This is a genomic window from Kineococcus sp. GCM10028916, from assembly GCF_042674865.1.
Taxonomy (GTDB): Bacteria; Actinomycetota; Actinomycetes; order Actinomycetales; family Kineococcaceae; genus Kineococcus.
Genome location: NZ_JBHTFM010000021.1, coordinates 45,812 through 70,100 on the forward strand (window position 1 = coordinate 45,812; position 24,289 = coordinate 70,100).

General features: G+C 73.0%; 25 protein-coding genes. 15 read left to right on the forward strand and 10 right to left on the reverse strand.

The annotated features are described in order from the left end of the window. Positions 1-16 precede the first annotated feature (16 nt). Together ACFQ46_RS22045 and ACFQ46_RS22050 are read left to right on the forward strand one after the other, a co-directional pair. The gene (locus ACFQ46_RS22045; RefSeq protein ID WP_380262121.1) at positions 17-613 is read left to right on the forward strand and encodes a DUF5998 family protein; all 597 of its coding nucleotides are present in this window, start codon (positions 17-19) and stop codon (positions 611-613) included. 2 nt (positions 614-615) lie between these two features. Further along, a complete protein-coding gene (locus ACFQ46_RS22050; RefSeq protein WP_380262123.1) occupies positions 616-1,755 on the forward strand; it encodes an alkaline phosphatase family protein in 1,140 nt (379 codons plus the stop codon). Here ACFQ46_RS22050 and sepH read toward each other — a convergent pair whose 3' ends face one another. After that, positions 1,756-2,862: a septation protein SepH gene (sepH, locus tag ACFQ46_RS22055; protein WP_380262125.1), complete on the reverse strand. Its 1,107-nt coding sequence runs from the start codon at positions 2,860-2,862 to the stop codon at positions 1,756-1,758. Positions 2,863-2,968: 106 nt separating this feature from the next. Here sepH and ACFQ46_RS22060 point away from each other — a divergent pair, with 106 nt between their 5' ends. Both ACFQ46_RS22060 and ACFQ46_RS22065 read left to right on the forward strand, forming a co-directional pair. Then, on the forward strand, positions 2,969-4,099 hold the full coding sequence (locus ACFQ46_RS22060; RefSeq protein ID WP_380262127.1) for a ferrochelatase: 1,131 nt from the start codon (positions 2,969-2,971) through the stop codon (positions 4,097-4,099). Beyond that, positions 4,096-4,938 carry an inositol monophosphatase family protein gene (locus ACFQ46_RS22065; protein ID WP_380262129.1) on the forward strand — a complete coding sequence of 281 codons (843 nt, stop codon included), beginning with the start codon at positions 4,096-4,098 and terminating at the stop codon, positions 4,936-4,938. Before ACFQ46_RS22060 ends, ACFQ46_RS22065 begins: the two co-directional genes overlap by 4 nt. A 51-nt stretch (positions 4,939-4,989) precedes the next feature. Here the strand turns inward: ACFQ46_RS22065 and ACFQ46_RS22070 are convergent, their stop codons facing one another. Continuing rightward, a complete protein-coding gene (locus ACFQ46_RS22070) occupies positions 4,990-5,247 on the reverse strand; it encodes a hypothetical protein (RefSeq protein ID WP_380262131.1) in 258 nt (85 codons plus the stop codon). A 399-nt stretch (positions 5,248-5,646) separates the two neighbouring features. On the opposite strand from ACFQ46_RS22070, the gene ACFQ46_RS22075 reads away from it, so the two are divergent. Continuing rightward, the gene (locus ACFQ46_RS22075) at positions 5,647-5,943 is read left to right on the forward strand and encodes a DUF4193 domain-containing protein (RefSeq protein ID WP_328291911.1); all 297 of its coding nucleotides are present in this window, start codon (positions 5,647-5,649) and stop codon (positions 5,941-5,943) included. On the opposite strand, the gene ACFQ46_RS22080 is transcribed toward ACFQ46_RS22075, so the two are convergent. Beyond that, the gene (locus tag ACFQ46_RS22080) at positions 5,918-6,391 is read right to left on the reverse strand and encodes a DUF3093 domain-containing protein (RefSeq protein WP_380262133.1); all 474 of its coding nucleotides are present in this window, start codon (positions 6,389-6,391) and stop codon (positions 5,918-5,920) included. The two genes, ACFQ46_RS22075 and ACFQ46_RS22080, sit on opposite strands and share 26 nt — an antisense overlap. Before the next feature lie 45 nt (positions 6,392-6,436). On the opposite strand from ACFQ46_RS22080, the gene dut reads away from it, so the two are divergent. From dut to ACFQ46_RS22100, 4 genes are read left to right on the forward strand one after another with little or no spacing between them, the layout of a single operon-like run. Beyond that, on the forward strand, positions 6,437-6,943 hold the full coding sequence (gene dut / locus ACFQ46_RS22085; protein WP_380262135.1) for a dUTP diphosphatase: 507 nt from the start codon (positions 6,437-6,439) through the stop codon (positions 6,941-6,943). Beyond that, positions 6,940-7,758 (forward strand): DUF3710 domain-containing protein, encoded by an 819-nt coding sequence (locus tag ACFQ46_RS22090; protein WP_380262137.1) that lies wholly within the window; start codon positions 6,940-6,942, stop codon positions 7,756-7,758. The genes dut and ACFQ46_RS22090 overlap by 4 nt, the downstream gene beginning before the upstream one ends. A 56-nt stretch (positions 7,759-7,814) precedes the next feature. Beyond that, entirely contained in the window at positions 7,815-8,216 is a 402-nt protein-coding gene (locus ACFQ46_RS22095; protein WP_380161680.1) for an OB-fold nucleic acid binding domain-containing protein, read from the forward strand. Continuing rightward, on the forward strand, positions 8,213-8,893 hold the full coding sequence (locus tag ACFQ46_RS22100) for a DUF3159 domain-containing protein (protein WP_380262139.1): 681 nt from the start codon (positions 8,213-8,215) through the stop codon (positions 8,891-8,893). Before ACFQ46_RS22095 ends, ACFQ46_RS22100 begins: the two co-directional genes overlap by 4 nt. 176 nt (positions 8,894-9,069) lie before the next feature. Here the strand turns inward: ACFQ46_RS22100 and ACFQ46_RS22105 are convergent, their stop codons facing one another. Together ACFQ46_RS22105 and ACFQ46_RS22110 are read right to left on the reverse strand one after the other, a co-directional pair. Further along, positions 9,070-9,729, reverse strand: coding sequence for a potassium channel family protein (locus tag ACFQ46_RS22105; RefSeq protein ID WP_380262141.1), 660 nt, complete (start codon positions 9,727-9,729; stop codon positions 9,070-9,072). Beyond that, on the reverse strand, positions 9,729-10,394 hold the full coding sequence (locus ACFQ46_RS22110) for a potassium channel family protein (protein ID WP_380161683.1): 666 nt from the start codon (positions 10,392-10,394) through the stop codon (positions 9,729-9,731). Before ACFQ46_RS22110 ends, ACFQ46_RS22105 begins: the two co-directional genes overlap by 1 nt. A gap of 72 nt (positions 10,395-10,466) precedes the next feature. Here ACFQ46_RS22110 and ACFQ46_RS22115 point away from each other — a divergent pair, with 72 nt between their 5' ends. Then, on the forward strand, positions 10,467-12,500 hold the full coding sequence (locus ACFQ46_RS22115) for an APC family permease (protein WP_380262143.1): 2,034 nt from the start codon (positions 10,467-10,469) through the stop codon (positions 12,498-12,500). Then, positions 12,497-13,840: a class I SAM-dependent RNA methyltransferase gene (locus tag ACFQ46_RS22120; protein ID WP_380262145.1), complete on the forward strand. Its 1,344-nt coding sequence runs from the start codon at positions 12,497-12,499 to the stop codon at positions 13,838-13,840. Before ACFQ46_RS22115 ends, ACFQ46_RS22120 begins: the two co-directional genes overlap by 4 nt. Before the next feature lie 13 nt (positions 13,841-13,853). Here the strand turns inward: ACFQ46_RS22120 and ACFQ46_RS22125 are convergent, their stop codons facing one another. Both ACFQ46_RS22125 and ACFQ46_RS22130 read right to left on the reverse strand, forming a co-directional pair. Continuing rightward, on the reverse strand, positions 13,854-14,036 hold the full coding sequence (locus ACFQ46_RS22125) for a hypothetical protein (protein WP_380262147.1): 183 nt from the start codon (positions 14,034-14,036) through the stop codon (positions 13,854-13,856). 29 nt (positions 14,037-14,065) lie between these two features. Further along, entirely contained in the window at positions 14,066-14,407 is a 342-nt protein-coding gene (locus ACFQ46_RS22130) for a hypothetical protein (RefSeq protein WP_380262149.1), read from the reverse strand. 131 nt (positions 14,408-14,538) lie between these two features. Between ACFQ46_RS22130 and ACFQ46_RS22135 the strand changes: the two genes are divergently transcribed. The 4 genes from ACFQ46_RS22135 to ACFQ46_RS22150 all read left to right on the forward strand — a co-directional run bounded on the left by ACFQ46_RS22135 (position 14,539) and on the right by ACFQ46_RS22150 (position 19,831). Next, entirely contained in the window at positions 14,539-14,913 is a 375-nt protein-coding gene (locus tag ACFQ46_RS22135) for a YidH family protein (protein ID WP_380262151.1), read from the forward strand. After that, positions 14,910-15,260: a DUF202 domain-containing protein gene (locus ACFQ46_RS22140; RefSeq protein ID WP_380262153.1), complete on the forward strand. Its 351-nt coding sequence runs from the start codon at positions 14,910-14,912 to the stop codon at positions 15,258-15,260. Before ACFQ46_RS22135 ends, ACFQ46_RS22140 begins: the two co-directional genes overlap by 4 nt. A 132-nt stretch (positions 15,261-15,392) precedes the next feature. Then, a complete protein-coding gene (locus tag ACFQ46_RS22145; RefSeq protein ID WP_380262155.1) occupies positions 15,393-18,242 on the forward strand; it encodes an aconitate hydratase in 2,850 nt (949 codons plus the stop codon). Between the two features lie 104 nt (positions 18,243-18,346). Next, the gene (locus ACFQ46_RS22150) at positions 18,347-19,831 is read left to right on the forward strand and encodes a hypothetical protein (protein ID WP_380262157.1); all 1,485 of its coding nucleotides are present in this window, start codon (positions 18,347-18,349) and stop codon (positions 19,829-19,831) included. 12 nt (positions 19,832-19,843) lie between these two features. On the opposite strand, the gene ACFQ46_RS22155 is transcribed toward ACFQ46_RS22150, so the two are convergent. From ACFQ46_RS22155 to ACFQ46_RS22165, 3 genes are read right to left on the reverse strand one after another with little or no spacing between them, the layout of a single operon-like run. Beyond that, entirely contained in the window at positions 19,844-21,205 is a 1,362-nt protein-coding gene (locus ACFQ46_RS22155; protein WP_380262158.1) for a hypothetical protein, read from the reverse strand. Continuing rightward, complete coding sequence (locus ACFQ46_RS22160; protein WP_380262159.1) at positions 21,202-22,314, reverse strand: MFS transporter; 1,113 nt, start codon at positions 22,312-22,314, stop codon at positions 21,202-21,204. Before ACFQ46_RS22160 ends, ACFQ46_RS22155 begins: the two co-directional genes overlap by 4 nt. A gap of 56 nt (positions 22,315-22,370) precedes the next feature. Further along, the gene (locus tag ACFQ46_RS22165) at positions 22,371-24,248 is read right to left on the reverse strand and encodes a LamG-like jellyroll fold domain-containing protein (protein WP_380262160.1); all 1,878 of its coding nucleotides are present in this window, start codon (positions 24,246-24,248) and stop codon (positions 22,371-22,373) included. Positions 24,249-24,289: the final 41 nt, after the last annotated feature.

Sequence of the window (24,289 nt, forward strand, 5' to 3'; positions counted from 1 at the left end):
GCGCGAGGATGGTGGCATGCGCGAGCGCACCGACACCCGCGAGGGCACCGACCTCCCCGCCCGACTGCTCACCGACCTCGAGCGGGCCGGCTACTACCCGACCCTCGTCGCGGACAGCCTGCGCACCGCCGTCGCCGGTGAGCCGGTCGAGTTCCACCTCGTGCACCCCGAGACGACGTTCGACGCCAACGAGGTGCGACGCCACGTCACCGTCCTGGCCACGACCCCGACCCGCCTGGTCGTGGCGCACGCCGACGACCACGCCCCCGACGAGACCGCGAGCGAGGCCTACGCGATCTGCTCGACGGAGTCGGTCCCGCTGTCGAGGGTGCACTCCGTCGTGGTCTCCCAGGTCGTCACCCGACCGGCCGACCACCGCGTCGGCAGCACCCCCGCGGAGGTCAGCCTCACGCTGGGATGGGGTGCGCTGCACCGCGTCGACCTCGAACCGGCGTCGTGCCCCGACCCCGACTGCGAGGCCGACCACGGCTACACCGGGTCCCTCACCGGCGACGACCTGACCGTCCGGATCGCCGGCGCGGCCGAGGGGGCGGACGCCGTCGCCGCCGCGCTCGCCTTCGCCCGCGCGCTGTCCGCCGTCACCTCGCGCTGAGCGTGCTGCTCCCCGCCCCCGGCTACGGTCGCGACACCCTCGCCGACCTCCTCCCCGCGGTCGCCCGGGCCCTGCGGCTGCCGGACTTCGCCGACGCCTCACCCGACCTGCTCCTCCCCGGGGCGCAACGGGTCTGCCTCGTCCTGATCGACGGGATGGGCGACCTCGCCCTGCAGAGCCGGTCCGGGCACGCGCCGACGATGCGTCGCTGGCGCGCCGACGGCCTGCACCGCACCCTCACCGCCGGGTTCCCGACGACGACGGCGACCAGCATGGGTCTGCTCGGCACCGGTCTCGCCCCCGGCGGGCACGGTCTCGTGGGCTACGAGGTCCTGGACCCCGACCGGGACGTGCTGCTCAACGAACTCCAGTGGGACAGCGCGGTGGACCCGCGCCGTTGGCAACCGCACACCACGGTCTTCCAGCAGGTCGTCGCCGGGGGGGTCGACGTCGTCCGGGTGGCCCCTCCGCACTTCGACGGTTCGGGGTTGACCGAGGCCGCCCTGCGTGGCGGACGCTTCGTCGGGACCCCGGAACGCCTCGAGGCCCGCGTCGACGCCGCCGTCGCCGCGGTCCGCTCGGCCCCGCGCCAGCTGACCTACCTCTACTGGGGGAAGCTCGACCACACCGGTCACGGCTCCGGCGTCGAGTCGGGGGAGTGGACCGCGGAACTCGAACGCGTCGACGAGGCCCTGGGACACCTGGCCCGCCGGTTGCCGAAGGGGACCCTGCTGCTCGTCACCGCGGACCACGGCATGGTCGACGTCGCGCCGCCGCACCGTCTCGACCTCGCCGCCGAACCGGAACTCCTGCGGGGTGTGCGACACGCCGGCGGAGAACCCCGGACCGTCCAGCTCTACACCGAACCCGGTGCGGCGCAGCAGGTCGCGCAGACCTGGCAGACCCGGTTCGGGGGTTCCGCCGAGGTCGTGCTGCGCGAGCAGGCGATCGCCGCCGGCTGGTTCGGCCCCGTCGAGGAACGCGTCGCCGGACGCATCGGCGACGTCCTCGCCGTCATGCGCGAACCGATCGCCGTCGTGAACTCCGTCCGGATGCGGCCCGAGACCCTGCGCCTGGTCGGGCAGCACGGGGCGCTCTCCGACCTGGAACGCCTCGTGCCACTGTTCAGCGTCTTCTGCTGATCAGTCCTTCTTCGTCCCGAACATGATGTCGTCCCAGCTCGGGACGCTCGGGCGCTTGGAGCCCGACGAAGCGCCGCTGCGGCCGGCGGAGCGGTTGCGGCGTCGGGGAGCGGGTTTCTCGACAGGAGCCTCCGCCACGACCTCCGGTTCGGGCTCCGGGGTCGGTTCCGGTTCCGGTTCGACGGCCTCGGGTTCCCCCGCCTCGGGTTCCTCGGACTCGACCGGTCCCGGCTCGTGTCCGGGCAGGACCGTCCGGTCCTCCAGCTCGTCGGGGGCCGAGGCCGGGGGGTGCGCCGGCGGCGGGTCGGCGGTCAGGTCGTCGACGCGGGGGGCCGATCCGGAGTTGTCGGGGGCCGGCGGCTGCGCGGACTCGGGGCGGACCCCGCGCTGGTGGTCGAGGGCGTCGAGCAGGTCGTCGGTCTGGTTGGTCCGGACCCCGCCGTCGGCCTCGACGTCGTAGACGCGCTCGCCGGAGCGGTCGCCGGCGCGGCCCTCACCGTTGACGGAGACGAGCCGACGGGCGGGCAGCGGCCCCGGTTCGCTCGGTTCCTCCTCGCTCAGCCAGCGCGCTTCGTCGTCGAGCGCGGACAGCACCCGGGCGCTCGCGTCGAACCCCCAGCGGGCGACGCGGCCACGGCCACCGGCGACGAACTCGCACTGCACCGTCCAGGACCCGTCGTCTTCGCGCCAGGCGTCCCAGCGGGCACCCTCGGGGTCGACGGCACGGGCGGAGAGGCGGGAGACCACGACGTCGTCGAGGCTGCCCGCGACCGAGGAACGTCCGTACGGCGTGCGCCGGGCGAGGCCGACCACGTGGGCCCGTTCCGCCAGGACCGGTCCCTCGTAGCGGCGGACGTGCTCCAGGGTCAGCCCACCCGCGGCGGCCACGTCCTCGGCGGTCTCCCCGGCCCGGATCCGGGCCTGGATGTCGCGGGGACGCAGTTGCGCCTCCATCTGGATCTGCAGTTGACCCAGGCGGGCGCGATCACGGCGCACGGCCGCGCGCAACGCCTCGTCGACCCGCAACCGGTACCGGCTGCCGTCGGTCGCCACGAGCACGACGTGCTCCCCGTCGTCGTGGACCCCGACGAGCCTCAGGTCCTGCATGAGGGGCGTCCTCCCGGCTGTGTGTGGTCGATCATCATCGCGGGTGCACTCTGCCACCTCCGACCCCGGGGCGCGCACACCCGCACGGTGTGCTGAGAATGACGACGTGAGTGACGCGACCCCGTACGACGCCCTCCTGCTCCTCTCCTTCGGTGGCCCCGAGGGCCCCGACGACGTGATGCCGTTCCTGGAGAACGTCACCCGCGGCCGCGGCATCCCGCGCGAACGCCTGGCCGCCGTCGCCGAGCACTACCTGCACTTCGGCGGGCGCAGCCCGATCAACGACCAGAACAAGGAACTGCTGACCCAGTTGCGCGTCGAGCTCGACGCCCGGGGGCTCGGTGGGCTGCCGCTGCTCTGGGGCAACCGCAACTGGGAGCCCTACGTCACCGACGTCCTGCGCGAGGCGCACGAGGCCGGGGCCCGCAAGGTGCTCACCGTCTTCACCAGCGCCTACTCCTCCTACTCCAGCTGCCGGCAGTACCGCGAGGACCTCGGGAAGTCGCTGCAGGCCCTGGCCGAGGAGGGGCGTGAGCTCGAGGTCGACAAGATCCGCCACTACTTCAACCACCCGGCCTTCACCGAGGTCAACGCCCAGGCGGTCGCCGACGCCCTCGAGGACCTCCCCGCCGAGACCCGCACCGGGGCCCGGGTGGTCTTCGTCACCCACAGCATCCCGGACGCCATGAACGACGTCTCCGGGCCGCCGGCCGCGGGCGGCGGCGCCTACGTGCGCCAGCACGAGGCCGTGGCCGCCGAGGTCGCCCGCCAGGCCTCGCTGCGGGCCGGGCACGACCTGCCCTGGGACCTCGTGTACTGCTCCCGCAGCGGCCCGCCCACCCAGCCGTGGCTGGAACCCGACGTCAACGACCACCTGCGCGCCCTGCACGCCGACGGCGTGCCGGGCGTCGTCGTGGCCCCGATCGGCTTCGTCAGCGACCACATGGAGGTCAAGTTCGACCTCGACACCGAGGCTGCGGAGACCGCCGAGGAGATCGGCCTGCCCTTCTCCCGCGCGGCCACCGTCGGGGCGCACGCGCAGTTCGTCGCCGGTCTCGTCGACCTCGTCGAGGAACGCGCCGAGGAGGCGCGGGGCGGGCACCCCGCCCGACCCACCAGCGGTGCCCTCGGGGCCTCGCACACGGTCTGCCCGGTCGACTGCTGCCGCAACCTGCGGGCCGCCCTGCCGGCGGCGACCGGTGAGGACTTCCGGGCCCCCGCCGTGGCCCACGGGTGAGCCGCCCCGCACCCGACGTCGCGCAGCTGCGCGAGATCGCCGTCACGGTCGCCCTGGCCGCGGGGGAGCTGATCTCCGCGGGGCGTCCGAACCAGGTCGAGGTCGCCGCGACGAAGTCGAGCCCCACCGACGTGGTCACGGCCATGGACACCGCCTCCGAACAGCTGCTGCGGACCGAGCTCGCCCGGCTGCGCCCCGAGGACGCCTTCCTCGGCGAGGAGGGCGGCTACGAGCCCGGGCGCAGCGGGCTGACGTGGGTCGTCGACCCGATCGACGGCACCGTCAACTACCTCTACGGCCTGCGGGCCTACGCGGTGAGCGTCGCAGTCGTCCTCGACGAGGAATCACCCGAACGGCCCGACCCGGCGACGTGGACGGTGCTGGCCGGAGCCGTCGTCGACCCCTCCCAGTCGGAGACCTGGACGGCGGCCCGGGGCCTGGGGGCGACGTTGACCGACAGCCGGGGGACGCGGCGCCTCACCACCTCCGCTGGTCCCCGGCTCGGCCAGGCGCTGGTCGCCACGGGCTTCGGCTACGACGCCGGGCGCCGGGCCGAGCAGGCCGCGGTGGTGGCGCGGCTGCTCCCACGGGTCCGGGACCTCCGGCGCGTCGGGACGGCCTCGCTCGACCTGTGCTCGGTGGCCGCGGGCCGGGTCGATGCCTACTACGAGCGGGGGCTCAACCCCTGGGACTTCGCGGCGGGGCTCCTGGTGGCCACCGAGGCCGGAGCCGCCGTGACGGACTTCGACGGAGGGCCGGCCGGCTCCCACGGACTGCTCGCCGCAGGCTCTGACCTGCACGAACACCTGCGCAAGGCCCTCGGGAACGACGAAGCCTGACCCTCTGGTCGAGGGTCAGGCTCCGGTACGTCCGGGGCGGATCGAGGCCGATCAGGCCGTCGCGCAGCTCGTGCTGGACCGCAGGTCGAGGACGCGACCGTGCTGGTGGTCCGCGAGGTAGGCCACGGTGTCGGGCAGGGCCACGTCGTGCGCGGCGGCGAGGTCCACGAGGGCCTCGAGGTCGTCCAGGAAGGCCTGAGCGAGGTCGTCGTCGCCGTTCGCGGCGGCGGAGTCGATCGTGGCGCGCGTCCGCTGGACGCGCTCGGACAGTTCGGCCACGAACGTGGGGGACGAGATGGGTTCCTGCACGGGTACGGCACCTCCCTGGACTGCTCGGGGGCCCGGCGCTCGCGGCCCGACGCTGGGCGCGTGGGACGAGCGGCCGATCGGCGGGGACGCGTTCAGAGTACGGCCCCGCGGCCCCGCGGCCAACTCCCGGGGTGTCCGTCTGTGGACGGCGGTGGACGCCCCAAAGGCGTTGTGTGAGCACGCTTGTGCCCGGCGGGACGGAAGTGCGTCGTGGGGTGCGAGCGTCCTGCGACCCGCCTCGGTTCGAACTGGGCGCGCGGGTAGGTCATGATGCGTGCTCGCTCGACCACGTCCCCGGACGTCCGGGCGGGCATGGATCGAGCACGAGCGGTGTTGAGCTCGCCGCACCGGAAGTCCGGTGAGCGCACCACGAGACGGCATGGAGTGTGAGGCAGGGTCATGGCGACCGACTACGACGCACCGCGCAAGAACGACGACGAGCCCGAGGACTCCATCGAGGAGCTGAAGGCCCGGCGGACGGACAAGAGCTCGGGCACGGTCGACGAGGACGAGACGGAAGCGGCCGAGGGCTTCGAGCTGCCCGGCGCCGACCTCTCCAACGAAGAGCTGTCGGTGCGGGTCCTCCCGCGTCAGCAGGACGAGTTCACGTGCACCAGCTGCTTCCTGGTGGTGCACCGCAGTCAGCTGCACAACGCACCCGACGGGCGCATCATCTGCAACGACTGCGCCGCCTGATCTCGGCGGCCAGCCGCTGCGGCTGACGCGTCGAGACCACCCAGTAGGGGGTGGGGTCGCTCGGGTCGGCCAGGTGGATCCGCACCGCGGTGGGGATCCAGGAGCGGATCGCGAGGTGGGCCCGGGCGTCCAGCCCGGGCCCCAGCGCGGCCCGCCGCTCACCCTTCGCGATGACGTCGACCTGCTCGACGACGGCGAGCGGCAGCCGGGCCCGTCCGACGCGGAACTCCGTGTCGGTCAGGCTCGTCGACCAGGACAGGCTCAGCAGCACCCCGACGCCGAGCAGCGCCCCCACCGCCGCGCCGATCAGCGCGCCCCTGGGGCCCCAGATCGGCAACGCGATAAAGGCACCCCCGAAGACGGCCGGCAACCACGTCAACCAGCTCGTGAAGGCCGGCCACCACCGTTCGCGGCCGTCCCACCCCGTCTCCTGCGTCACGCTCTGCACCCGGTCAGGGTCGCACGCGCGGGCGCAACGGTAGTGTCGAGCCCCGTGACCGATCAGCTCCAGCAGACCCTCGCGGTCGAGACGGTGCTCACCGTCCCCGAGGCCCTGCCGACCTACGCCCACCCGGGCGACGCCGGGGCGGACCTCACCACGCGCGTCGACGTCGTCGTCGGGCCGGGGGAGCGGGTCACCGTCCCGACCGGCGTCTCCATCGCCCTCCCCGAGGGCTACGCCGCCTTCGTGGTCCCCCGTTCCGGGCTCGCCGCCAAGCGTGGTCTCACCACGCTCAACGCGCCGGGCACCGTCGACGCCGGGTACCGCGGCGAGATCCGCGTCACGCTGCACAACACCGACCTGCGGGAGGCCGTCGAGCTGCACGCGGGTGACCGCATCGCCCAGCTCGTCGTCCAGCGGGTCGAGCGGGTGCGCTTCGTCCCCGCCGCGCAGCTGCCGGAGTCCGTGCGCGGCGCCGGTGGCCACGGCTCGACCGGCGGCAGCGACGCCCTCCAGACCATCCCGACCAGCAGCCCGTCCCGCGAGGAGCGACCGTGAGCCTGTTCAACCGCCGCAAGGGCAAGACCGACGCCGGTCCCGGTCCAGACCTCTCCGAGGACGAGACCGTCTCCGCGGCCGCCGGAGTCGTCGGTGACCCCGAGGCCGAGGCGGCCGCCGCGGCCGACGCCCCCGCCAAGGCCGTCGCGAGCGAGACCTTCGACCGGACCAACGGTCCCTACGACGAGTCCGAGGTCGACGAGGACGACGCCCGGCTCGCCCTCGGCGGTCTGCGCCTGGCCGGCCGCGAGGGCATGGAGCTGCGCTTCGAGGTCGAGGAGGCCACCCAGCGCGTCATCGCCGTGACGATCGGGATGAACGGCTCCACGGTCCAGCTGCAGACCTTCGCCGCGCCCCGCAGCGCCGGTGTCTGGGACGAGATCCGCGAGGAGATCGCCGCCGCTGTCGTGGCCCAGGGCGGTACCTCGGAGGAGCAGGACGGCCCGCTGGGCCGCGAACTGCTCTGCCGCCTGCCCGTGCGCACCGAGGACGGCCGCACGGCCCACCAGCCGACCCGGTTCGCCGGCATCGACGGCCCGCGGTGGTTCCTGCGCGCGGTCTTCTCCGGGCACGCCGGGCACGACGCGGCGGCGGCCGCGGAGCTCGAGGCCGTCGTCCGTGACGTCGTCGTCGTCCGCGGCGGGGAGGCCATGGCCCCGCGCGAGCTCATCCCCCTCACGCTGCCGCCCCAGCCGGAGCAGCCGGCGGCCGACGGCGAGGCCGCCATCGAGGCCGAGGGTGCTCCCGGGCAGAACGGTGGGCGCGAAGAGCTCAAGCCGTTCGAGCGCGGACCCGAGATCACCGAGGTGCGCTGAGGAACATCGCCACATCGGGTGGTGTTGTTCCCTCAGACCGTGTGAAGGGGCCTATCGTGGGTGCCGTGCCGAAGTCCTCAGTGCTGAGTGCGCCGCTCTGGCGGCGTGCGCTCGCGCGTTTCACCGCTTCCGAGTCCGACCTGGCCGCCGAGGAGGCGCAGGAGGAGACCGTCCGTCAGGGCGGGACCCCGTGCGGGCAGATCCCCGACCGCACCAAGGCCTGCGTGTGCGGGACCCTGCGGTCGGTGACGTTGCGGCCCCGTGGTGGCGTGCCGGCCCTGGAGGCGGAGCTGTTCGACGGTTCCGGCTCGGTGTCGCTGGTCTGGCTCGGCCGCCGCAGGATCGCCGGGGTCGAGCCCGGGCGCCGGGTGAAGGCGAGAGGTCTCGTCGCGTGCGACGACGGCCAGCGGGTGATCTTCAACCCCGTCTACGAGCTGCTCTGCTCCGAGAAGGCGTGAGTCCCTCGCCACCTCCCCCGAGCGCTCCGCCCACCACCGTCGAGGACCTCGTCCGGACACGGTTGTCGACGGCCCTGGGTGGGTGGCGAGGCCTGCTCGACTCCGCCGCGCCCGCGCTGGCCTTCCTGGTCAGCTGGCTCGTGACCCACGACCTCAAGGTCTCCGTCGGTGCCTCCCTCGCGGTCCTGCTGGTCGCCCTCGTGGCCCGCGTCGCCCGTCGGGAGACCCTCCAGCACGCGCTGGGAGGGATCCTCACCACCGCGGTCGCGGCGTTCATCGCCTCCCGCACGGGACGGGCCCAGGACGTGTTCCTGCCCGGCATCCTGCTCAACCTCGGTCTGGCCGTGGTGTTCGCGCTCTCGATGCTCGCGCGGTGGCCCGTCGTGGGTTTCCTCGTCGGCGCCGTCACCGAGGACCCGACCGCCTGGCGACGTGACAAGGGCATCGTGTCGCTCTGCCAGAAGCTGACCGGGCTGCTGCTCGCCGGCTACGTCGTCCGCGCCGCCGTGCAGCTACCGCTCTACCTGAGCGGGAACACGACGGCACTGGCGATCAGCAAACTGGCCCTGGGCTGGCCGCTGCTGGTGGCGGGCATCGCGATCGCCGGACTGATGCTGCTCAAGGGGAACACCCCGTTGGCTCCCTCGGCCGATCCGGAACCCATCGCCGAGGTCTGAGCCCCCGCTCAGCGCTCGAACGACCCGTCGGGGTCGGGGAGCGAGGCGTCCAGGGGAAACCCAGCTCCACCTCCTCCTCGAAAGACCCTCCCGGCGGGCCCGTGCCGGCACGTCCCCGAGTCAGCCGGCGCTCTTCGCGACGAGTTCATCGGTCTTGGCGGTGGGGCTCTCCTCGCTCACGGGGTCCCCAGCATCGTCCGCAGCGCGGCCTCGGCGTCGGGCACGGAGAGGAAGAGCAGGTGGTCCCCGGCTTCGAGCACGTCGTCGGGGGTCGGGGGGAGCGGCCGCTCGGAACGGACGATCGCGACGAGCACCGTGTCCTCGGGGAACACGACCTCGCCGACGGTGCGCCCCAGGACGGGGCTGCCCTCCTCGAGGGTGTACTCCGACATCGAGGAACGGCCCTGCTGGAACGTGAAGAGCCGGACGAGTTCGCCGACGCTCACGGCCTCCTCGACCAGGGCGGTCATGAGCCGCGGCGTCGACACCGCGACGTCCACCCCCCACGCCTCGTCGAAGAGCCACTCGTTCTTGGGGTTGTTCACCCGGGCGACCGTGCGCGGGACGCCGTACTCCGTCTTGGCCAGCAACGAGACCACGAGGTTCGCCTTGTCGTCGCCGGTCGCGGCGACGACGACGTCGCAGTCGGCGAGCTCGGCCTCGTCGAGGCTGGCGATCTCGCAGGCGTCGGCGAGCAGCCACTGCGCGTCGGGGACGCTGGTGATCTTCATGGCCGTGGGGCTGCGGTCGATGAGCAGCACCCGGTGGCCGTTGCCGAGCAGCTCACGGGCGATGGACCGGCCGACGATCCCGGCGCCGGCGATGACGACGCGCATCAGGAACCCTCCTCCGGTGCCGCGGCGAGCACGGCGCTGGCCTGCGGCTGTCGTTCGTCGGCGACGACCACGTGGACGATGTCGCCGTCCTGGTAGGCCATGCCGCGGGTCGGGACGACGCCCTGACCCAGCCGCGTCACGTAGGCGACGCGCACCCCGGCCGCGGCCTCCAGGGCCGAGAGCGGCTTCCCGGTCCAGTCCTCGTGCACGGGCGTCTCGATGAGCACGACCCGTCCGGAGGGGTCACGGAACTCGCTCAGCGCCCCCTGGGGCACCAGCCGGCGCAGGACCTGGTCCGCCGTCCACCGGACGGTGGCGATGGTGGGGATGCCCAGGCGCTGGTAGATCTCGGCACGACCCGGGTCGTAGATGCGGGCGACGACGTTGTCGACGTCGAACTTCTCGCGGGCGACACGCGCGGCGAGGATGTTGGAGTTGTCCCCCGACGACACCGCCGCGAAGGCCCCCGCCTCGTGGATGCCGGCTTCGACCAGGGTGTCGTGGTCGAAGCCGACCCCGGTCACCCGCCGGCCCGCGAAGGTCGGGCCGAGTCGGCGGAAGGCGTCGGCGTTCTGGTCGATGACCGCGACGCTGTGGCCCCGCTGCTCGACGGTGAGGGCCAAGCTGGACCCCACCCGGCCACAGCCCATGATCACGAAGTGCACGGGTCAGACGCTACCGCCTGGGGCGCGCTCCGAGCACGGCGCACACCCGGTCACCGCCTACCATCTCGAGACGTGCCCTCTGTGACGGACGCGATCAAGCGCGTACTGGTGGGGCGGCCGTTCCGCAGCGAACGACTGTCCGAGACCCTGCTTCCCAAACGCATCGCCTTGCCCGTGTTCGCCTCCGACGCCCTCAGCTCGGTCGCCTACGCACCGGACGAGATCTTCCTGACCCTCTCGATCGCGGGGATCGCGGCCTACACGCTCTCGCCGTGGATCGCCGCCGCGGTGGTGGTGGTCATGTTCACGGTCGTCGCCTCCTACCGGCAGAACGTGCACGCCTACCCCTCGGGGGGCGGTGACTACGAGGTCGCGACCGTCAACATCGGGCCCAACGCCGGCCTGACCGTCGGCAGCGCGCTCCTGGTCGACTACGTGCTGACCGTCGCGGTCTCGGTCTCCTCGGGGGCCCAGTACGCGGCAGCCGCGATCCCCGTCCTGCGCGGGCACGAGGCGGCCTTCGCCGTGGTGCTCGTGCTGCTGCTCATGACGGCGAACCTGCGGGGGCTGCGCGAGAGCGGCGCCGCCTTCGCGATCCCCGTCTACGTCTTCATGTTCTCGGTGCTGGGGATGGCGGTCTGGGGCTTCGTCCGGCTGCTGGGCGGGACGCTGCCGCAGGCCCCGAGCGCCGGTTTCGACCTCGCCGCCGAGCACGACCTCTCCGGCGGCCTCACGAGCGTGGCCGGGGCGTTCCTCATCCTGCGGGCGTTCTCCTCCGGGGCCGCCGCGCTGACCGGGGTGGAGGCCATCAGCAACGGGGTGCCGGCCTTCCAGAAGCCCAAGAGCAAGAACGCGGCGACGACGCTGCTGCTGCTGGGGACCCTCAGCGTCACGATGCTCGTCTGCATCATCGCCCTGGCCAACCTGACCCACATCCGCTTCGCCGAGGACCCCGCGACCCAGCTGCTGCGCAACGGGGTCCCCGTCGGGGACAGCTACGTGCAGGACCCGATCATCGGCCAGCTCGCGGCGACGGTCTTCGACCACTTCCCGGTCGCCTTCTACGTCGTCACCGCGGCCACCGGCATCATCCTGGTGCTCGCCGCGAACACCGCCTTCAACGGCTTCCCGGTGCTCGCCTCGATCCTGGCCCGCGACGGCTTCCTGCCCAAGCAGCTGCACACCCGCGGGGACCGGCTCGCCTTCTCCAACGGCATCATCGCGCTCGCGCTCGTCGCGATCGGCTTCATCATCGCCTTCGACGCCGAGGTCACCCGCCTCATCCAGCTCTACGTCATCGGGGTGTTCGTCTCCTTCACGATGAGCCAGACCGGGATGATCCGGCACTGGACCCGTCACCTGAAGTCCGAGACCGACCCCGCCGAGCGCGCCTCCATGCGGCGCTCGCGCGTCATCAACAGCATCGGCCTGGGCCTCACCGGTCTCGTCCTCGTCATCGTCCTGCTGACGAAGTTCACCCAGGGCGCCTACATCGCGATCATCGCCATGGTCTTCGTCTTCGTGAACATGAAGCTCATCCGGCGCCACTACACGTCGGTGAGCCGCGAGCTCGAGATCGGTCCGGACTCCAAGCCCAAGGCGCTGCCGACCGGGGTGCGCAGCGTCGTGCTCGTGTCGAAGATCCACAAGCCGACGCTGCGGGCGCTGGCCTTCGCCCGGGCCGCCAAACCCACGGAGCTGCAGGCCGTGACGGTGGCCGTCGAACCGGAGGAGAGCGCGGCGCTGCAGAAGCGGTGGGAGGAGATGGGGATCCCGATCCCGCTGACCGTGCTGGACTCCCCGTACCGCGAGATCACCCGGCCCGTCGTCGACCACGTCAAGGCGCTGCGCAAGCGGTACCCGCGCGACCTCGTCATCGTCTACGTGCCCGAGTACGTCGTGGGCCACTGGTGGGAGACGTTGCTGCACAACCAGTCGGCGTTGCGCCTGCGCGCCCGGTTGCGCTACCAGCCCGGGGTGATGGTCGCCAGCGTCCCGTGGCAGCTCAGCAGTTCCGAGGGCCTGGAGGACCGCGTCGAACGTGCCGCCCCCGGGGTCGTGCGGCGGGGAACCTTCGGTCCCGCCCCCAGCGAGGAGATCAAGTGAGCAGTCCCACTCGAGCCCGTCGGACCCGAGCGCGGGCGCCCCGCCCCGAGGCGGGCCCGGACGCCGCCGGGACCGAGGTCGAGCTCGAGGTCGGCCCGGTCGCCCACGGCGGGCACTGCGTCGCCCGGCACGAGGGGCGGGTCGTCTTCGTCCGCCACGCCCTGCCCGGGGAACGGGTGGTGGCCCGGATCACCGAGGGGGCGGCGAGCGCGAAGTTCTGGCGCGCCGACGCCGTCCGGGTGCTGCGCGCCGACCCGGCGCGGGTCGAGCCGGCCTGTCCCGTGGCCCGGCCGGGGATGTGCGGGGGTTGCGACTTCCAGCACGCGACACCGGCCAAGCAGCGGGAGCTGAAGGCTCAGGTCGTCGCCGAGCAGTTGCACCGCCTCGCCGGCCTCGACCTCGAGGTCGTCGTCGAGGAGGCGCCGCTGGCGGGGCCCGAGGGTCTGCGTTGGCGCACCCGCACCCAGTTCGCCGTCGACGCCGAGGGGCGCACCGGCCTGCGCGGACACCGCTCGCACCACGTCGTCCCCGTGCAGGACTGCCCCATCAGCACCCGGGCCGTGATCGAGAGCGGGGTCCTCGACCAGCGCTTCGGCAACGTGGAGACCGTCGAGGTCGCCGCGGGTTCCGACGGCGCGGCACCGCTGGTGGTGATCACCCCGACGCCGTCACGGCACGCCAACCTGCCGAAGCTGCCCGACGCCTCCGTGGCGGTGCGGACCCCTGAGGGACTGCACCGGGTGTCCGGCCGCACCTGGGTCGGCGAGCGGATCACCGTGCGGGGTCAGGAGCACGCGTTCCGCGTCGGCGGGGCCGGGTTCTGGCAGGTCCACCCCGCGGCCCCGGCCGTGCTGGGCGAGGCCGTGCTCGCCGCGCTGGAGCCGCAGCCGGGGGAGAGCGCGCTGGACCTGTACTCCGGGGCGGGCCTGTTCACGGCCCTGCTCGCCGACGCCGTCGGGCAGGAGGGGAGCGTGCTCGCCGTGGAGGGTGAGGAACGCGCCGTGCGCGACGCCCGCCGCTCGCTGCACGGGCAGCAGCACGTCGAGCTGTGGGCCGGTTCCGTCGAGGAGTCGCTGACCGACGTGGAGCTCACGTCCCGTCGGGTCGACGTCGTCGTGCTCGACCCGCCGCGTTCGGGCGCGGGTCGCGAGGCGGTGCAGGGGATCGCGGCGCTGGGTGCGCGCGCGATCGCCTACGTCGCCTGCGACCCCGCCGCGCTCGCCCGGGACACCGCGTTCCTGGCCGAGCACGGCTACGTCCTCGACGGGCTCCGCGCCTTCGACCTCTTCCCGCAGACGCACCACGTGGAGTGCGTCGCACGGTTCGTGCCGCGCGGCTGACGTGCGGCTGACGTCAGGCGCGACCCGCGCGGTCGAGCTCGTCGAGACCGGCGAGCACGGACGCGAGCACGTCCTGCGCCGGCGCCTCGCCGGTGTCGGTGAGGTCGATGACCTGGTCCCCCGACCACTGCCGCGCGAGTTCGCGGGTGGAGTGGCGCGGGACGTAGCGGGCGGGACGGCGGACGAGCAGCGACACGGCGTTCTCCTGGGCGTTCGGGGCGGGGGTCAGCCGAGGCGGCCGGCGGAGGCCAGCCACGCCAGCAGGACGACGGTGAAGACGAGCGAGGCGCCGATCCCGGCCTTGGCGACCAGGGCCAGGCCGTCGACGTCGATGCGCTGCCACAGCGCGCGGAGCGCGTCGAGCGCCCGGGTGCGGACGTCGACGACGGGCTTCTCGGGCACGGCGCGCAGACCGGCGAGCAGCGCGGTCAGGACGGCGCCGGACTCGGCGTCGCCCAGTTCCACGGCGCGGGGGACGCGCCGGGCGGGAAGGGCGCGGTGGGCCGCGGCGGGGCGGGTGTTCCGGGTGGCCGGCGCGGGGACGGTGCGGGGGAGGGTGGGGTGCACGGGCTGCTCCTGAGTCCGTCGGGGGGTCGTCCCCCTACTGTGCTGACCGAGCGTGATCCTTCTCAAGCCGTCAGTAGTGCGTCCGGGTGCCCCCGTCCGGGTGATCCGTCGCCGTCCGACACGTCTGGGGGATGATCGGGACCGTGAGTGACGAGAGGTTCCCGCGCAGCGTCTACAGCGCCGGTGACGAACCCGATCCGCGGTTCTCGCTGGCCAACGAGCGGACCTTCCTGGCCTGGATCCGCACCTCCCTGGCCCTGCTGGCCGCGGGGGTCGCCCTGGAGGGGCTGGACCTCGCGCTGCAGCCCGGGTTCCGGTTCGCGGCGTCGGTGGTCCTCGTCGTCCTCGGGCTGCTCACCCCGCTGCAGGCCTGGCGCGGGTGGGCGCGGGACGAGCGGGCGATGCGGCTCCGGGCGCCGCTGGCCTCCCCGACCCTCGCCTCGCCCCTCACCGTCGGCGCGGTGCTCGCCGGGCTGCTCGTCCTCGCCGGCCTGGTCCTGCGGTGATCTTCGACGAGGGCCTGCAGCCCGAGCGGACGGCGCTCGCCTGGCGACGCAGCGCCCTGGCGCTCCTCGTGGGCTCGCTCGCCGGTGCCCGGCTGCTGGCCCCCCAGCTGGGGGTGTTCGCGCTCGTCCTGGGGGTCGTGGGCTGCGGTGCGGGCGCGTGGACCTACCTGGCGGCGCGGGCGCGTTCGCGCCGGGTCACCGCCCGGCTGCTGAGCGACGGGCACCTCGGGGAGGGGCCGCACGCCGGGGTGCTCGCCGCGACCGCCGGGTACTGCGCGCTCCTCGGCGTGTTCGCGCTGGTCTTCGTCACCGATCACGGCCTGCGTGGTATCTTGACGTCGAGATAAGTGGTCGAGGTGAACACTCGGGGAGTTCCGTCGCGACGGACCCCGCGCGCGGTCCCGCCCCCGCCGGTGGGAGCATCGACACCACGCACGGATCGATGACGATGACGACGGAAGACGAGTGAGGAGCTCCCGGTGAGCAGCCACAACAGCTTCGAAGCCAAGGCTACCCTAACGGCCGCTGGAACGGATTACACGATCTTCCGTCTGGACGCGGTGGAGGGTTCGGCGAAGCTGCCGTTCAGCCTCAAGGTCCTGCTGGAGAACCTCCTGCGCACCGAGGACGGCGCGAACATCACCGCCGACCACATCCGGGCGCTCGCCGGCTGGGACCCGTCCGCGCAACCCGACACCGAGATCCAGTTCACGCCGGCGCGCGTGATCATGCAGGACTTCACCGGTGTTCCCTGCATCGTCGACCTCGCCACCATGCGCGAGGCCGTCGCCGCCCTCGGTGGCGACCCGACCAAGGTGAACCCGCTGGCCCCGGCCGAACTCGTCATCGACCACTCCGTCATCGCCGACGTGTTCGGTCGCCCCGACGCCTTCGAGCAGAACGTCGAGATCGAGTACGGCCGCAACCGCGAGCGCTACCAGTTCCTGCGCTGGGGCCAGACCGCCTTCGACGACTTCAAGGTCGTCCCGCCGGGCACCGGCATCGTGCACCAGGTCAACATCGAGCACCTGGCCCGCGTGGTGTTCCCGCGCCAGGTCGACGGTGAGCTCCAGGCCTACCCCGACACCCTCGTCGGCACCGACTCCCACACCACGATGGTCAACGGCCTCGGGGTGCTGGGCTGGGGCGTCGGCGGCATCGAGGCCGAGGCGGCCATGCTCGGCCAGCCCGTCTCGATGCTCATCCCGCGCGTCGTGGGTTTCAAGCTGTCGGGTTCCATCCCGGCGGGCGCGACCGCGACGGACGTCGTGCTGACCATCACCGAGATGCTGCGCAAGCACGGTGTCGTCGGGAAGTTCGTCGAGTTCTACGGCCAGGGCGTGGCCTCGGTCCCGCTCGCGAACCGCGCGACCATCGGCAACATGAGCCCCGAGTTCGGTTCCACCGCAGCGATCTTCCCGATCGACGACGTGACCCTGGACTACCTGCGCCTCACCGGCCGCAGCGACGACCAGGTCGCCCTGGTCGAGGCCTACGCCAAGGAGCAGGGCCTCTGGCACGACCCGAGCACCGAACCCGTGTTCTCGGAGTACCTCGAACTCGACCTCTCCACCGTCGTCCCGAGCATCGCCGGACCGAAGCGCCCGCAGGACCGCATCGTGCTGGCCGAGGCGAAGGAGGCCTTCCGCGCGGCGCTCGGCGACTACGTCGACGACGAGGTCCCCGGCGTGAACAGCGCCTCCAGCGCCCTGAGCGACACCGTCGACGCGGTGGCGGGCTCCTCCCAGGACGAGGCCAGCGCGGAGAGCTTCCCGGCCTCCGACGCGCCCTCGGCCTCCTCCAGCGACGAGCGCGACGAGCCGGCGGAACCCGGCCACGCCACCGGCCGGCCCTCGAAGAAGGTCGCCATCACGATGGACGACGGCACCGAGACCGAGATCGACCACGGTGCGGTCGCGATCGCCTCGATCACCAGCTGCACCAACACCTCCAACCCCTCGGTCATGATCGCGGCGGCGCTGCTGGCCAAGAACGCCGTCGAGCGCGGACTGAGCGTCAAGCCCTGGGTCAAGACCTCGCTCGCGCCGGGTTCCAAGGTCGTCACCGACTACTACGACAAGTCCGGGCTCACCCCCTACCTCGAGAAGCTCGGGTTCCACCTCGTCGGCTACGGCTGCGTCACCTGCATCGGGAACTCCGGTCCGCTGCCGGAGGCCGTCTCGGCCGCCGTCCAGGAGAACGACCTCGCCGTCACCGCGGTGCTCTCGGGCAACCGCAACTTCGAGGGCCGGATCAACCCCGACATCAAGATGAACTACCTGGCGTCCCCGCCGCTGGTGATCGCCTACGCGCTCGCCGGGACGATGGACTGGGACATCGACCACGACCCGATCGGCACCGACGAGTCCGGCACCGAGGTGTTCCTCAAGGACATCTGGCCCGACGCGGCCGAGGTCGAGCGGGTCATCGGCGAGGCCATCAGCAAGGACATGTTCGTCAAGGACTACGCCGACGTGTTCGCCGGCGACGAGCGCTGGCAGGGCCTGCCCACGCCCGAGGGCAACACCTTCGACTGGGACGCGGGGTCCACCTACGTCCGCAAGCCCCCGTACTTCGAGGGCATGCAGGCGCAGCCGTCGCCGGTCACCGACATCGCCGGCGCCAAGGTGCTGGCCCTGCTCGGCGACTCGGTCACCACCGACCACATCTCCCCGGCGGGTTCCATCAAGCCGGACAGCCCGGCCGGCGTGTACCTCTCCGACCACGGTGTGCAGCGCCAGGACTTCAACTCCTACGGGTCCCGACGGGGAAACCACGAGGTGATGATCCGGGGGACGTTCGCCAATATCCGGTTGAAGAACCTGCTGCTGGACAACGTCTCCGGTGGGTTCACCCGTGACTTCACCCAGGGTGGGGCGCAGGCCGCGATCTACGACGCCGCCCAGAACTACGCGGCGCAGGGCACCCCGCTCGTTGTCCTCGGCGGCAAGGAGTACGGCTCCGGGTCCTCGCGCGACTGGGCGGCGAAGGGCACCGCGCTGCTGGGCGTGAAGGCCGTCATCACCGAGAGCTTCGAGCGCATCCACCGCTCCAACCTCATCGGCATGGGCGTCATCCCGTTGCAGTTCCCGCAGGGCCAGACCGCGGCCTCGCTCGGGCTGGACGGCACCGAGAGCTTCGACATCGCCGGCATCACCGAACTCAACGAGGGCCGCACGCCCAAGACGGTGAAGGTGACCGCGACGAAGACCGACGGTGGGACGGTCGAGTTCGACGCCGTGGTGCGCATCGACACCCCGGGTGAAGCGGACTACTACCGCAACGGTGGCATCCTGCAGTACGTGCTGCGGTCGCTGACCAACGCCTGATCCGTTCGGGTTTCGATGGCGGTCCCCCCGGAGGGGGGCCGCCATCCGTCGTCCGGGCCGCGTGGCTGGGTGGGGTGGGCGTGGCGGGTGTGGTCTCATCAACTGTGTCCACGTGGTCCCGCCGCTCAGCCCTGCCCCTCTTCGGTCTCCTGGTGGGGGCCGCCCTTTCCCTGGTCGCCTCGCGCGGCCTCATCGACGACACCTACATCACCCTGGCCTACGCCCGGAACCTCGCCGAGCACGGCCACTGGGGGATGACCCCGGGGATCACGTCGAACGCGGCCACCTCGCCGCTGAACGTCGCGCTGCTGGCGCTGGGGTTCCTGGTGGTGGGTCCCTTCGCCGGCGCCGACGGGGAACTCGCCCTCGGGGTCGTGACGACCGTGCTGGCGGGTGTCGCGGCGGGTTGTGCCGGCTACGTCGCCCGGAGGGCCGGGATCTCGCAGTGGTGGGCCGGGGCCGCTCTGGTGGTGGTGCTGGCCAACCCGCTGCTCGTCTCCGCGCTGGGACTCGAGGTCGTGCTCCTGTTCACTGCGATGACGGCGTTGCTGGCCACCGCCGTGGCCGGTCGGCCGCTGCTCTACGGCGTCGTCGCGGCGTTCAGCCTGATCGCCCGCCTGGACATGGTCGTCTTCGTGGTGGTGCTCGCGCTGGCCTGCCGGGGTGTGCGGCGCCGGCTGCACGTGGCGGTGGGGTTCTGCTGCCTGGTGGCGCTGCCGTGGTTCGCCGCCAGCTGGTGGTGGCTGGGGTCGGCGATCCCGGACACCTTCGTCATCAAGACCAACCAGCGCAGCTTCGGCGAGGGCCGCACCTACCTGCGTGGCCTCTGGACGCACTACTGGCCCAACACGCCGGTCGCCGTCGGAGTGAGCGTGATCGGCGCCGCGATCGGTGTGCTCGTGCTGCTCGTGCTGCTGGTGAACCTCGTCCGGGTCCGCGACGAGGTGCGCAGCGGCCTGGTGGCTCTGGGGGTCGGCGGAGTGCTGTACTTCGCCGTCTACAGCGTCCTGGGCGTCCCGCCCTACCAGTGGTACTACGTGCCACCGGCGGCGTCGCTGTCCTGCGTGGCCGTGCTGGGTCTGGGGGTGCTGCTGCGAGACCGCGGTCGCCGGGTCGCGACGTTCGCGCTCTCCGCCGCGGCGCTGGGCGGTCTGGCGGCCGCGGTGCCGCCGTCGGCCCTGCCGCTGCCCTGGGCCTACCCGCCGGTGTTCGGCAACTTCGCGACCCCGACCGAGTACCGCGCCATCGGGTCCGAGGTCGGCGACCTCGTCGGCGACCAACGCGTGACCGCACCGGGCGAGATCGGAACCCTCGCCTACGCCTGCGACTGCGACATCATCGACCAGTTCTCCGACCCGGCGGTCCTGCAACCCCAGATCGACGCCCGCATCGCCGACGCCGACCCCGTCCTCGGCAAGCTGTTGGAGTGGAACTACGCGAACCGGCACGTCGGCCCGGAACCGGCGACCCCGTGGGTCCTGCGTTGGCAGAGCGCTCTCTACCCGCCCCCCGAGGGCGTGCGTCGTTGGACCACCACCGCCGGGACCTGGCAGACGAAGGACGTGCTGGTCCTGTTCCGGGCGCAGTAGCTCCCGGGAGGCTCAGAAGTCGAGGAACCTGTCGAGGGCCTGGTCGAGGTGGGGGACCTGACCGGTCTGGAAGTCCTCCATCAGCACGACGGCCGCGGTGTCCGGGGGAGTGATTCGGCCCGACTCGTCGAACAACGGGATCCGTCGCCGCAGCCGCGCCCCCGGCCGGTCCGGGTGCTCGAACGTCCACTCCAGCAACGTGTCGGGCCAGTCGCCCACGAGGCGGGCGCGGACGGCGGTCATGCCCTCGACGAGCGGGAAGAACCCCTCGTCGGTGCGCCAGTGCTCCTGCAGCCTCCCGTTGCTCGCCAGCACCTGGCGGACGTAGGAACCCGACTCCAGCGGCCGCGGGGCCAACGGGCGGACGTGGTCGGCGACGTCGACGGAACCCGCCCCCAGCAGGAGGGAGACGTCTCCGCCGCGCTGCACGGTGAGGACGTCGACCGGGGCCCGCAACGCCCCCGGGACGTCGCGGCGCACGGCGACGGTCAGGCGTTCGGCCGGACCGGTTCCCACGAGGGCGGCCGACGTCGTCGTCCCCCGGCCGAGGTCGATCCGGCGCAACGGGTTCCCCTCGGCGTTGTGCACCAGGGCCACCAGGTGCCCCGCTGCGGCCGCCATCCCGTCCGCCCGCCAGCCGAAACCCCAGCGGGCCCCTTCGAGCCGGACGCCGTGCCGGTCGGCCCCGGCGCTCCACGGGTCCAGCCAGGAGTGGGTGCCGCGGCCGTCCTCGGTGCGGACCTCCGGTCCGTGCTCGACGGGTTCCGCGACGTCGCGCAGTTCGTCGCCGATCTCCGCGCCCCAGGGGATCCGGAACCAGCGGGTGCTCCAGACGACCTCGTGGAGGTCGGCCCCCAGGGGTTCCAGGTGCCAGGGCTCGTCGTCCAGGGCGACGAAGAACCCGGACTCCTCCGCCTGCGCCGCCCGCACGGGGGCGTCGACGTTCGTGCGCCGGGGTCGACCGCCGCGGCCGACGTGCAGCAGCTGCGCGGGTTGCAGCCCCCAGCTGGGCCGGCCGTCGGCGGTGCGGACGATGTCCTGGGGCGGAGGCGACGGGACGCACCACACTCCGTCCGGGCCCACCGCCGACAACCGCAGCCCGTGGGTCCAGACCGCGAGTTCGACCCCGTCCGGCCCGATCCGCACCAGCGGGGCGTCGCCGTGCGGGTGGGTCCAGAACGAGGGACCGTCCGGCAGCAGCCGCGGTGGCGGCCACGGGGTCGGGACGGGTTCGGCCGGCACCTCCGGCCAGCTGACGATCCGCTCGACCTTCCCGGTGCGCAGGTCCAGGACCGCGGCCACGGGCTGGGTCTCGTCCAGCGCCCACAACCCCGACTCCAGGCTGAGGAGGCGGGTGGGGCGCAGCGGTCTCACCGCACGATCCTCTCAAGCACGCTCACCCCCACGGCACCCGCTCCCGCCAGCGCGAAGGCGCCCAGCGGCCCGACCGCGTCGACGAGTCCGCCCGCGCCCGCGACGGCGACCGCGCTCCCCGCGGCGCTGCAGGAGGCCAGCCAGGAGAACGTGCTCGTCAGCGCGCCGGCCGGGGCGCGCTCGCGGGCCAGCACGGACGTCGCCACCAGGACCGGCGGCACGGCCGCCCCGACGACGAGGAGCACCACGGCCAGGGCCGGGACCGGCCAGGGGACGATCAGCAGGAGCGCCGCCAGTCCGAACGCCGTGGCGCTCACCCGCAGTCGGCGCCGGGCCGGTGCGCGCCAAGGCAGCGCCGAGAGAGCCAGCCCGGCGAGCAGACCCCCGGCGCTGGACGCGACGACCAACGAGGTCGCCGCCCCCGTCCCGCGGGCCGCGGCGGCCACCGCCACGGGCACGGCTCCGAAGTGGACCCCGATCGCGACGTTCACCGCGATCGGCAACCCGACCCCGCGGGGCAGCCCCACCCGACCGCGGGGGCCGCAGCGCCGCCCCGGGGGCGCGGAACGTCGCTGGAACCCCAGCACCAGGGTGGCCCCGACGACCAGGGCGGCGGCGAGGAGGACGGCGGACCTCGAGTGCCCGGAACTGCCCAGCGCCACGCCCAGGGCCGGTCCGAGCAGGTAGGCGGCGGAGTTCGCGGTGGCCTCCCACCCGAAGGCCCGCGACAACTCCGGACCCGGCGGGAAGCGGTACGACCAGCGGGCGGCCGAGAACGCCCCGAGCTGGGGGAGGGTGGCGCCCAGCAGGCCGCCCAGGACGACCAGGGCGGACCGGGAGGAACCCGGCCCGGTCGCCCCCAGCACCACGAGCACCGCGCCCGCGTGCGCGACGGCGAGGAGCGGCAGCACCCGGGGTTGCCCGAACCGGTCGACGGCGCGGGCGGTCTGGGGTCCGATCAGGGCCTCGGAGATCGCGAGGCCGGCGCCGAGGGCACCGGCGGCCCCGAACGACCCAGTCCGGTGGAGCACGAACCACAGGAGAGCGACGTTGGTCGTGGCGAGGCCGATCCGGCCCGCCGCAGCCGTCGCGAAGAACGCCGTGAGCACGGCGCGTCCTTCCGGGTGGGGCGGACCGGCCTCGGGGCCGGACGTTTGGCGCGAGGCTACCGCGCGGTGAGGAACTCCGTCACGTCGAGACCGCGCGAGGAGATCCGCACGTCGCCGATCCAGCCGTAGAACCCCTGCCCGAACTCCTCGTTCGACTGCGTCGCACCGATGGCGAAGGGCTTGCCGAGGGTCGCGATGCCCCGGGCCCGCTGCGCCGGGTTGCGCACGACCTTGGAACCGTCGACGAAGACGACGGTGTGCTCCCCGTCGTTGACGATCGCGACGTGGGTCCAGCGGCCAGGGGTCAGGGCGTGCGTCCACGACGTCGGGTTCACGTCGTCGAGGGAGGGGTAGAGGACGAACTGCAGGAACCACTCCGACGTCACGTTCAGGCTGCAGCTGGGTTCCTCGGTGGTGTACCCGCTCGTCTTGCCCGCGTCGCCGTTGTTGCCCTCCCAGCTCAGGACCCCCATCCAGGCGTGGTCGCCCACGAACGGGTCGGGCAGTTTGAGGAACACCTCGATGGTGAAACCGTCGAGGAACTGATCGGAGTTCACCGGGGCGTCCGGACCGGTCTCGAGGGCCGCACCGCCGTCGGGACCCTGGTGCCCGTCGAAGCGCAGGCTGGCGTGCGCGGGAGCGTCGTCGTGGTGGTCACCGGACCAGGTCAGGGCCCCGGCCCCCGCCGCCCCGACCAGGCGCGCGGTGACGTCGTTGCCGTTGCCCGTGCGGTCGCGCACCCTCGTTCCCGGACCCACGACGGAACCCTCGACCCCGCGGACCTCGTCGAAGCGCCAGTAGGCGGCGGTGTCCTTCGTGATGACGTCGCGGTCGGGGCGTTGCGCCGGCAGGGCCGGCGGGGCGAAACCCGCGAACCGTTCCTCGGCGACCAGGGGGAAGCTGAACCGGTCGAGGTCGGTGGACTTCTCGAGGTTCTCCGCCGCGAGCAGGTTCCGCTCGTCCTGCGGGATCGACTCCAGCCACGGTGAGAACGTCTCGACGTCGACGATCCCCCGGGCCAGGTCGACGTGGTAGAGGCGGATCATCGCGGCTCCGCCGTAGTACTGGTCCTGGTAGTTCGTCAGGTGCGCCTGCACCTCGTGCCCGGCGTCGTTGACCAGGACGGTCCGCCCCACCGGCCAGAAGTGCCCGTTCAGGGTGAGGAACACCTGGTCGCGGCCCCGGACCACGCTCTGCCACAGGGTGTTCCCGTACTCCGACAGGGCAGCGACCCCGTGCTCGTCGGCGGCGACGAACTCGTGGGTGGTGAGGATCGTGGGCAGGGTCGGGTTCGCGTCCAGGACGCCGGCGGCCCAGGCGAGACCCGCGTCGGAGGCGCGCCAGTCCATCGCCAGCAGCAGCCACTCCCGCCCGCCCGCGGTGAAGACGTGGTAGCTGTGGTAGCCGTCGGGGGAGGCGCCGCGGAACGTCGGCATCCCGCGGAAGCGCCACGGGCCGAAGTGGTCCAGGTACGGGGTGGGGCCGCGCTGGTCGTCACCCGAGACGTCGTGGTTGCCCGCCAGCACCGAGAACGGCAGGTCGCTCCCGGACATCCCGTCCCAGACCGCCGCGGCCGCGGCGAGCTCGGCCTCGGTCCCGTGCTCGGTCACGTCGCCCAGCTGCGCGACGAAGGCGATGTTCTCCTCGGCCCGGTTCTCCCGCAGCCACTCCAGGGTGGCCCGCAGCGGGGTGGGTTCGGTGCTGTCGGCGTCGAAGAGGTACTGCGTGTCGGGCAGGACGGCGAGGCAGAAGCGGGGGGAGTCGGGGTCGAAGCGCCCCGCGGACCCCCGCGGGGTCGCGCCGGACGTGACGGGTGCGGCGGCCGCGCTGCTCGCGCCGGTGACCGCGGGCAGGGCCGCGACGGCGGGGACCACGAGTCCGGAGGCCAGCATCGAACGGCGGGAAGGGCCGGGGGAGGTGTTCACGCTCCGCATCCGATCGCACCCAGGTGCCGCGCAGGTGAACGCATCCACCA

Coding starts and splice junctions, on each gene's coding strand:
- sepH (WP_380262125.1), bottom strand. CDS start 2,862: ATGCAGGACCTGAGGCTCGTCGGGGTCCACGACGACGGGGAGCACGTC.
- ACFQ46_RS22075 (WP_328291911.1), top strand. CDS start 5,647: ATGGCGACCGACTACGACGCACCGCGCAAGAACGACGACGAGCCCGAG.
- ACFQ46_RS22045 (WP_380262121.1), top strand. CDS start 17: ATGCGCGAGCGCACCGACACCCGCGAGGGCACCGACCTCCCCGCCCGA.
- ACFQ46_RS22105 (WP_380262141.1), bottom strand. CDS start 9,729: ATGCGCGTCGTCATCGCCGGCGCCGGGATCGTCGGCCGGTCCATCGCC.
- ACFQ46_RS22135 (WP_380262151.1), top strand. CDS start 14,539: ATGATCGGGACCGTGAGTGACGAGAGGTTCCCGCGCAGCGTCTACAGC.
- ACFQ46_RS22165 (WP_380262160.1), bottom strand. CDS start 24,248: ATGCGGAGCGTGAACACCTCCCCCGGCCCTTCCCGCCGTTCGATGCTG.